The sequence below is a fragment of the Dietzia sp. CW19 genome, from assembly GCF_014145265.1.
Taxonomy (GTDB): domain Bacteria; phylum Actinomycetota; class Actinomycetes; order Mycobacteriales; family Mycobacteriaceae; genus Dietzia; species Dietzia natronolimnaea.
Map to the genome: position 1 here is coordinate 1 of NZ_JAALEE010000180.1, position 8,674 is coordinate 8,674.

General features: G+C 66.6%; 11 protein-coding genes and 1 tRNA gene. 6 read left to right on the top strand and 6 right to left on the bottom strand.

From position 1 onward, the window contains the following. Both G6021_RS06195 and G6021_RS06200 read left to right on the top strand, forming a co-directional pair. Nucleotides 1-1,233: DUF4041 domain-containing protein (locus tag G6021_RS06195; protein ID WP_241736443.1), on the top strand; the 1,233-nt coding region annotated here is incomplete at its 5' end. 193 nt (nucleotides 1,234-1,426) lie between these two features. Next, complete coding sequence (locus tag G6021_RS06200; RefSeq protein ID WP_107746572.1) at nucleotides 1,427-2,167, top strand: SOS response-associated peptidase; 741 nt, start codon at nucleotides 1,427-1,429, stop codon at nucleotides 2,165-2,167. Here G6021_RS06200 and G6021_RS06205 read toward each other — a convergent pair. Continuing rightward, on the bottom strand, nucleotides 2,130-2,432 hold the full coding sequence (locus G6021_RS06205; RefSeq protein ID WP_146166335.1) for a hypothetical protein: 303 nt from the start codon (nucleotides 2,430-2,432) through the stop codon (nucleotides 2,130-2,132). The genes G6021_RS06200 and G6021_RS06205 overlap by 38 nt on opposite strands. Before the next feature lie 35 nt (nucleotides 2,433-2,467). Continuing rightward, complete coding sequence (locus tag G6021_RS17730) at nucleotides 2,468-2,869, bottom strand: helix-turn-helix transcriptional regulator (RefSeq protein WP_107746571.1); 402 nt, start codon at nucleotides 2,867-2,869, stop codon at nucleotides 2,468-2,470. A 316-nt stretch (nucleotides 2,870-3,185) separates the two neighbouring features. On the opposite strand from G6021_RS17730, the gene G6021_RS17735 reads away from it, so the two are divergent. Beyond that, a complete protein-coding gene (locus G6021_RS17735) occupies nucleotides 3,186-3,314 on the top strand; it encodes a hypothetical protein (RefSeq protein WP_268817317.1) in 129 nt (42 codons plus the stop codon). A 155-nt stretch (nucleotides 3,315-3,469) separates the two neighbouring features. Here the strand turns inward: G6021_RS17735 and G6021_RS06215 are convergent. Beyond that, nucleotides 3,470-3,543, bottom strand: a tRNA-Met gene (locus G6021_RS06215). Between the two features lie 268 nt (nucleotides 3,544-3,811). Between G6021_RS06215 and G6021_RS06220 the strand changes: the two genes are divergently transcribed. Continuing rightward, entirely contained in the window at nucleotides 3,812-4,600 is a 789-nt protein-coding gene (locus tag G6021_RS06220) for a MerR family transcriptional regulator (protein ID WP_182611239.1), read from the top strand. Next, nucleotides 4,597-5,460 (top strand): hypothetical protein, encoded by an 864-nt coding sequence (locus G6021_RS06225; protein WP_182618074.1) that lies wholly within the window; start codon nucleotides 4,597-4,599, stop codon nucleotides 5,458-5,460. The genes G6021_RS06220 and G6021_RS06225 overlap by 4 nt, the downstream gene beginning before the upstream one ends. Before the next feature lie 74 nt (nucleotides 5,461-5,534). On the opposite strand, the gene G6021_RS06230 is transcribed toward G6021_RS06225, so the two are convergent. Together G6021_RS06230 and G6021_RS06235 are read right to left on the bottom strand one after the other, a co-directional pair. Then, nucleotides 5,535-6,602: an NADP-dependent oxidoreductase gene (locus tag G6021_RS06230; protein ID WP_206682381.1), complete on the bottom strand. Its 1,068-nt coding sequence runs from the start codon at nucleotides 6,600-6,602 to the stop codon at nucleotides 5,535-5,537. Between the two features lie 235 nt (nucleotides 6,603-6,837). After that, on the bottom strand, nucleotides 6,838-7,539 hold the full coding sequence (locus G6021_RS06235; RefSeq protein WP_182618072.1) for a hypothetical protein: 702 nt from the start codon (nucleotides 7,537-7,539) through the stop codon (nucleotides 6,838-6,840). Between the two features lie 273 nt (nucleotides 7,540-7,812). Here G6021_RS06235 and G6021_RS06240 point away from each other — a divergent pair, with 273 nt between their 5' ends. Next, nucleotides 7,813-8,334 (top strand): flavodoxin domain-containing protein, encoded by a 522-nt coding sequence (locus G6021_RS06240; protein WP_182618084.1) that lies wholly within the window; start codon nucleotides 7,813-7,815, stop codon nucleotides 8,332-8,334. 21 nt (nucleotides 8,335-8,355) lie between these two features. On the opposite strand, the gene G6021_RS06245 is transcribed toward G6021_RS06240, so the two are convergent. After that, nucleotides 8,356-8,674 (bottom strand): ABC transporter ATP-binding protein (locus G6021_RS06245; RefSeq protein WP_182639694.1); only part of this gene is annotated, 319 nt, incomplete at its 5' end.

Consider the following 8,674-nt stretch of genomic DNA (forward strand, 5'->3'; position numbering starts at 1 on the left):
GTGGCCACTTTAGCGGGAACACTCCAAGACGAGGCCACTACGCCGACCGAAGTCGAAGACCTACCCGAACCGGAACCTCCTGCCGATCCCCAACAAAACCCGAACGCGCGAATCGCTTTCTTGGAAGCCGAGAATGCCGAATTGCGCCGCGCATTGGCTGCTCGTGAAGGGGAGCGACCGATCGATCTCGACGATGCCCGCGTTCTGCAAGCAGCAGGTATCTATCGCTACCATCATCCGCTGGAGTCTGCCGCCGCGTACAAGGAGCGCCTTAAGGAGCTCGAAGCCCGGATCGCCGACTCAATCCGCGAGAGCCGAGCCATTGTGAAGTCCGATCTCTTCACACTGAACAACTCACTCGCCCAGGGACGTCGCATGACGTCGGACTTGGGCAAGCTAATGCTGCGCGCATACAACGCCGAAGCTGACAACGTCATCCGTTCCTTGCGGGCAGGAAACGTCGACACCGCAAAACGTCGGCTCGAGGCATCGCGGACCGCCATCGCGCGTCTCGGAGCACTGATGGAAATGCGCATCGACGACGCATTCCATGCGTTGCGCGTTGAAGAGATTGAACTCACCGCCGACTGGTTGATGAAGAAGCAGGCAGAACGCGAAGCAGCCCGCGAAGAACGGGCTCGGCTTCGTGAGGAGGCACGCGTCCAACGAGAGCTAGAAGAAGAACGCTCCCGGCTGGACAAAGAACGTGCACACCTTGCCAACGCATTGGAATCTCTCCGCACCCAGGGGCGCGACGACGCGGACCTCATCGCCCGGCTCGCTGCTGTTGACCAGGCAATCGAGCAGAACGACTACCGCGCCGCCAACATCCGAGCTGGCTACATCTACGTGATCTCTAACGAAGGCGCATTCGGGGCAGGAGTAGTGAAGATCGGGTTGACTCGCCGCCTCGCTCCCGCCGAGCGCATCGCAGAACTTAGCGGAGCCTCCGTACCGTTTCGTTTCGACGTCCATGCGCTGTTCTTTTCCGAAGACGCGGTCACACTCGAGAACGACCTACACAAGCACTTTGCGGACCGAGCTCTCAACCAGGCAAACCCACGCAAGGAATTCTTCTTCGCCACTCCCAGTGAGGTCCGTGACGTGCTCCTGCAACGCGTCGGGAACATCCTCGAGTTCGTCGAGACAGCCGAAGCCCCCGAGTACCGGCAGTCACTGGGAGCATGGCCGCAATCCCGACGAAGCGAAAATGAAGCTCTAGAGCACAACTAGAGAGGCCCGGCGAACTCCACAAGACAACGTCATAAACGGCTGCCCGCCATGGAACCAGTCTGGGCCAAGCTCACTCCAGCGCACCTCAAGTGCGTACAAGAGCCACTGGCCAGGGTAGGGCCGCCGATAAGTTGCGTTCCGTCATGTCTGCTGGTCAGCGGTCGATTAGAGCTCCCACTGTTACTGTCTCGGCATGTGTGGTCGGTACTCGGTAGCTATCTCCGGCTCGGCCCTGGTTGGGGACCTCGATTTGGATGGGGTCGATCCTGGTTTCGAGTGGCCGCCGGCGTATTCGGTGGCTCCCCGTACGCGGGCTCCAGTCATCCGGGATCGCTCGATCGGCGATCAGCGGGTGCGTGAGGCGTCCCTACCGACATGGGGCTTTCGCCCGTCCTGGGCCAAGGAGAAGGGCCCACGGCCGATCAATGCTCGCCTCGAGGGCGTGGCAACCAACGGAATGTTCCGCTCGGCGTTCGCTTCCGCCCGAATCGCAGTTTTGATGACGGGCTACTACGAGTGGCAAGAGGCCCTCGAGGACGGCAAAGAGGTCAAGAACCCCAGCTACGTCCACGCCCCAGGCGACGAGCTCCTGCTCGCTGCCGGCCTACTCGCCTTTCACCGAGAGGGTGATGACGCCGAGTGGCAGACGACGTTCACGATCATCACCCGCACCGGGGAAGACGCGGCTGGCGAGGTCCACGACAGGATGCCGGCATTCCTGACCCCTGGAGCATGGGACACCTGGCTGTCCCCGGAGAAGATCGCCAAGGACCAGGCCTCCGACTTGCTCGACCTGCTTGATGCCGAGTCCCGAGCGGTCGCGGCGACACTGCGGACCCGTCCGGTGTCGCGGGCGGTTAATAATGTTCGCACCCTGGACCGGCATGATGCCGGCCTCATCGAATCGATTGCTGGCGGCGGTGCTGGTCGCTAACGGTGCGGCCCACTCTGTAGCGGGGTTTACCGTCGGCGCCGTTGCGGTAGCGGCGGGGGTTACGGGCCAGTCGTCGCAGGTCGTGCAGTAGCTCGGCGGCCCTGTCTTCGCCTAGCTCGGTGACGGCGAGTCGGTAGACGCCGCGGGCTCCCCAGTCGGGTTCGGGGAGGCCGGCGACTACGCGGTGCCAGCGCATCAGCTCGAGGAAATGCATCTCGCCTGCCTGGTCGGCCGCTTGTCGGATTCGGTCCACCAGCTCGTCCACGCCGGGACCGTAACCGGACCCTCCGACACCGGCGGTCAGTTCAGGTCGCGGGCGGCGATGAGGCCGGCGATGAAGTCGGCGGCCCGGTCCGCTTCGGCGTCGGTGAGGTCGTATGCGATCCCCGCGACGAGAGTGCGGGAGGGGCCGAGCGGTTGCAGGCCGAGACTTACTCGGGTGGTGGCCGACAGGGATGCGCGGTCGGCGATGTACGCAGCGGTGCATCCCAGAGCATCGGCGATGGCTTCGAGCTGCTCGCGGCTCATGGTCGGGGTGTGAGCCGGACGGCCTCGGGCGGCGGGGACCTGGCCCCGTTCCCAAATGCTCATGTGGCCGCCGCTGACGCCGATGGCGAGCGCGAGTTTGAGCTGCGTGAGCCCGGTTTCCAGACGAACGGTGCGGATGGCTCGCCCCAGTGACCTCGCATCAAATGGCGTCATCGCCTCTCCCCCGCCGTTTCGGGTCGGATCTCGGCTACGACCGACCAGTGCCCGTTCTCGTGGGCGGTCGAGACCACGGATGCCTCGGCGCCGTCGAAGAGGTCGAGCTGTTACAGGCGGCGGTCGAGGTCGATGTGAGCGTGCAGCTCACTCGGCCCGGTCCCGATGAGGTACATAGTCGCCATCGTGCCCGGTGCTAGGGCTGTGCGAGCACCGCTCCCGCCGGGTACGTAGATTTGCAGGAACCCAACACTTCTATGATAGTTACATAACGCTCCTGGCGGCGGCCGGCACGATCGAGGAGCGAGCGGGGACGGTGATGCTGTCCCGCCTGATCGCCTCGGCGACCAGCACCGATGCGGACTCCTCCACCTTCTCAGAGGTGGCCCGGGTGTTCGGTATCGACTGGATTCCCGCCGTTCGGCTGGCGGACGAACTCAGCTAGGGGCACGTCTCTCACGCGCTCATTCAGCGACGAGCAGGCCGGCACCAGCGGCCGTCATCGTCACCTACGCAGGATCGGCGCGCTGGCATCGGAGCGCCACCCCGAAATGACGTAAGGCTCGGTTCCCCTGAGGGAACCGAGCCTGTGTGCAGTAGTAGCGGGGACAGGATTCGAACCTGCGACCTCTGGATTATGAGCCCAGCGAGCTACCGAGCTGCTCCACCCCGCGTCGTTTGCGTCTGTGAAACTACGTGCCGCGCACCGGAGGAGGCAAATCGAGCGCCACCGCCTGCGGAGCATGTCCACCAACGCCTGCGCTGCCCACGCCAGGTCCACGGATCGCACGCTATCCAGCCTCATGTGCCCCTCGCCCACAACTCTGAGAGATGCATCCCGGCCACGGGGAGCCGAACCGCGAAGGTTCTTGCGGGCGGCAATCGGCGACTCACATCTAGCGCGCTTGACCTTGCCACAGTGTCAAGGTTGATGATCAGCTCATGAGAATCGGTGAGATCGCCCGGCTGACCGGAGTCAGCGCACGCAGCATCCGGCACTACCACCGCTCGGGCGTGCTCGCCGAGCCCCCGCGAACCACCGGCGGATATCGCGAGTACGACGTGACCGCCCTCGTGCGGATCTCCCGGATCGCGTTCCTCTCCGACTCGGGAGTGCCCCTGCGCGAGATCAGCGCGCTGCTGGAGACCGCGCCCGGCAGCATGGCCGACGATCTGGCCGCCGTCCGCTCAGGAATCGACACCCGCATCGCCGCTCTCACCCGCCAGCGCGAACGCCTCGACCTGATAGCCCAGCGCGCCGCCGACGGCCTACCCCTGGGACTGCTGCCCGAGCCGGTATCGCGTGCGCTCGACCTCTGTCGGTACGCGGTCCCCGACGACCCCGACCTCACCGCGCTCCTGGACCGCGAACAGGACCTGCTCGACCTGCTTGCGCTTAACGGCGACTTCCCCGTACAGCTCACTGCCTCATACACCGCCATCGCTTTCGACGCCGGTCGCCGCACCCGGTACCTCGACCTACTCGCTGGCTTCCACCGGATCGAGGGCCGGCGGCCCAGCGAGGTGGAGCCGCAGATCGCAGACCTCGTCGACGCACTGCTGGCCGACCAAGACCTTCGAGCGCTGGTGGCGGGAGTGCCGGCCGAGCCGGGTGATGAGCACGATGCCGCCGATGCCACCCACGGACCGACGCTCGAGCAGCTCCTTCCCGACCCGGCCCAGCGCGAAGTAGTGCGCCGCACGCTCGCTGCCTCAGGAGTACTGCCGTGAACAGCAGACTGGTTCCATTGATTGCGCTTGTCGTCGTCGTCACCGACGCGGTTCTCCTGGCCACCGGGGTGATCGGCCCCGCGACGGCGTTCGCGCTCTTCCTGGCGGTCGAGGTGCCACTCGGGGCGATCGCCGTCACCGGTTACGTCCGCCGCTACCGAGCCCACCGCGCTGACGCTCGCACCCGCGCCGACGCACTACGCGCCCTGGCCGCAGAGGACCCCTATCTACGACTGATCGGCACCGAAGCGCGAACACTCGCCTCGCTGGCCCGGTGGGTGACGCGGCGGCCAGACGTCCCTGACGGCGCGGCGGCACTCGGCCACTCCCGCGGCACGCTTGGCATCCCGGTGGCGATGGCGGTCGCGGCGTCAATCGAATTGATCGCCGTGCACCTGTTGGTGCCATGGCCCGAGGTGCGGCTGGTGCTTGACCTGCTCGGGATCTACGGGCTGCTGATCGTACTCGGATGGCTGGCCGGCCGGATCGTGCGACCGCATCTGATCGAGGACGGCGAACTCGTGCTGCGCAGCGGCACGCACGTCTGCGCACGGGTACCACTCGACGCAATCGCGACAGTGCGGCGCGACCGGCGGCTCTCCCCCACATCTGCGGAGATCGCGCCCGATGCAAGCGGCGGGAACGCACTCACGCTCGCTGGTCCGGACGGCACCACTCTGAGCATCGAGCTTGACCGCCCGGTGCCTGCGTCCGTCCCCGGGTTTGCCTGGAGTGCACCCTCCCCGCGTGAGGTCACCGTGCTGCGGCTACACGTCGATGACCCGGATGCCGCACTGCGTGCGATCACAGAGGCGGTCGCCGGGACCGGGGCTACACCGCGGGCCGGTTACGCGCCCTGACGGGCCTACGTGTCCTCTCTGCCCGCGTCTATGGCACCACCTTCTGGCCGACCTCGTCGTCGTCAATAGGCCCCTCAGCCCAGCGCCACCACGCACTTGCCCGTCGTCCGCCCGGAGAGCATGTCCACGATCGCCTGCGGCGCGGACTCCAGGCCCTCGTATCGCGCGAGGTCCAGGTTCAGGTCACCCGATCGCCACAGCTCCGCGAGGTGCTTCCTGGCCTCGGGCAGACGATCTGCGAACGTGCCGGCGCGAAAGCCCCGCAGGTTGATGTCCTTGCTCGTGGCGTTGAAGAGGTTTCCGGGAGCAGCGGGCGGCTTGCCGTCGTAACCGCCGATCGCACCGCACAGCGCGACCCGGCCGAGCCGGCGCAGGTGATCGAGCGCGGCCCTGAGGTGGTCGCCGCCGACGCTGTCGAAGTAGACGTCGATGCCCTCGGGCGCGAACTCGCTGAGCGGCCCGTCCAGACCGTCACGCCAGTTGAACGCGGCGTCGAGCCCGAGCACGTCCTTGAGATAGGTGACCTTCTCGGCACTGCCGGCGCTGCCGATCACCCGGCACCCGTGCGCCTTGGCGAGCTGCGCCGCGACGCTGCCCACCGCGCCGGCGGCCGCGGAGATCCACACGACGTCGTCGGGCTTGAGGGAGGCCACCACGAACATCCCCGCCCACGCCGTGAGCCCGGTCATGCCGAGCAGCCCCACCTGGAGCTCGGGCGGGCCCAGCTCGCGGTCCAACTTGGACAGCGCGCCGGCCACGCCGAGGGCCTGGTTCTCCGGATCGACCAAGGCGTAGTCGCGGTAGCCGAGGTCGTGGTGCACCAGGTCCCCGGGTGCGTACCCCTCCGCGTCCGACTCGACCACCTCGCCGACCACCATCCCGGCGAGCGCCTCCCCCGGCTTGAGCGCCGGCAGGTACCCGGGAGGCGAGACGGGATCGAGGCGCAGTCGGGTGGCCGCGTCCACCGAGAGCAGGGTGTTCCGGATGAGCACGTGCCCCGGAGCCATGACGGGCATCTCGGTGGGCACCACCTCGAGATCATCCGCCGCCAGGGCACCATCGGGGTGCCTGACCAGGCGAACCTCGCGGTTGCCCTGTGCTGCGTTGCCGGTCGTCGTGTCGTTCATCGCCGTGTCGGTCATGCGATCCCTACCGATCGTTGTGTGGGCCAGTTCACACCACAGTAAATGAACTGACTTCACTTAAGCTACAAATCGGCGAAGACACCCACGAGATCAGCGAGCAGGGCGTGCGAGTGAAGCACAGAGACACACGTGAGAAAGAGGGGTCGACGAAAAAACCGCCAGAGGGGCGAACGAACGCCCCCCTGGCGGTTTCTCGCTGCTTCTACGAGCGCAGTTTCTACGAGCGCAGTTTCTACGAGCCCAGTGACCCTGTCGAGCCGAAGGGGTCGAGCGAGCCGAGGCTTCCGAACGGCCCGGGTGCGCGATCCAGCGCGAACGACACGTCCTCGACATCGTCATCGGAGAGGTCAATGACGACGGTGGGGTCAGCGATCTCGCAGCCCTCCGGCGGCGTGACCGTGACCGTGTAGCCGTCCGTGGCGGGCAGGTACTGGAAGAAGAACTGCCCGTCCTCAGTGAGCGAGCGGCTGCGGGTTATGGCGCTGTAGGTCAGCGCCTCGGTGTCGATATCGAGGGAGACCTCGACCCCGTTGAGACCATTGCCCTCGCCAGCGTCGCAGCCCGTCACCACTCCCCAGATCGAGTGGACTACCACGAGTCCCACATCGACACCGGTGATATCAGCGCCGTCGACGGTGACGGCGGCGCCTCCGGGGTACGGCGTCGGCCCGCACCCGGCCGGGGCGTACGGCACGAGCCGGTAGTCTCCGTCCTCCACATTCGGGAAGCTGAACGCCCCGCCGTCGGTGATGTTCTGCGAAGCGACGACCGCGTTGGCGTCGTCCTTGAGCTCGATCCAGGCCGAACCGTCACCACAGCCGTTGGTGAACACGCCGGAGACGTCGAAGGCGGCTGGATCCGCGTGGGCGAACTGTGGGCCGGCCAGCACGACACTCGCGCCGAGCGCGAGTCCGGTGACAAACTTTGACTTCATGGACAGACCCTAGGTGACACAGTTCACATTCACAATAGAGTTCTTATCTACAATGCTCGCGGCCGTAGATCAGGTGGGACGCAGCCCTGGCTTGATTTGCAGACCGGGCGCGGCGATCGACGTTGTCGTCGTCATCAACGCGGTTCCCCCGCCACTATTGCGCTCACCTCAGACGCGGTGAAGGATGAGGATCGAGTGAGAAACAGACGTGGCGCCCCTGAACGGTCGGTCGCGATGCGCTCTCACCGGTAGTCGAGCGGGGTGGCACGCACGATGCGCGCACTGATCGTCTTTGAATCGATGTACGGCTGCACCCACGACATCGCCGATGCCATCGCACGCGGCGTCGCTCTGGTGGGCGACGTCACTGCAGTCCCCGTCTCGCACGCGATAGACGAGGACACCTCCGTCTATGACCTGGTGATCGTGGGCGGCCCCACCCATGTGCACGGGATGAGTCGCGAGTCGACCCGGCGTGGCGCGGTCGAGGCCGCCGACCAACCGGATAGTGACCTGACGATAGAGCCCGACGTGGCCGCTGCGGGGATCAGGGACTGGCTGGGCGAGCTCTCCCGGCGCGAGGGGGCTGCTGCCGCGTTCGATACGCGCGTCGACAAACCCGCGATCCTCACCGGGCGGGCGTCTAAGGGAATCGCGAAGAACCTGCAGAAGCTGGGATTCACGCTTGTCGCTGAGCCGGAGAGTTTCCTGGTCGACACCCACACCCAGCTGCTCGAGGGCGAGGAAGCCCGCGCGGAGCAGTGGGGCCAGACGGTGGCGGCGCGGATGCCCTGACCCCGTGGTGGGGTGATCCGCTCACTCTCCCCCGAACCACGCCCGACTGAGCTCCGCGTACCGCCCGTCCGTCCGCAACAGCTCCTCGTGCGTCCCGGATTCGACGACCCGGCCGTGGTCCATCACCAGGATCCGGTCGGCGGCCGCGGCCTGGCTCAGCCGGTGCGCCACCACCAGTCCTGCGCGGCCCTTCAGCACTGCGGCCGCTGCCGCGTCGAGGCGGCGGGCGCCGGCGGACCCGGCCTCGGCGGTGGCCTCGTCGAGGATCACCACGTCCGGGTCGGCCAGCTCCACGCGGGCCAGGGCGATCATCTGGGCCTGCATCGGATCGAGTGGATGA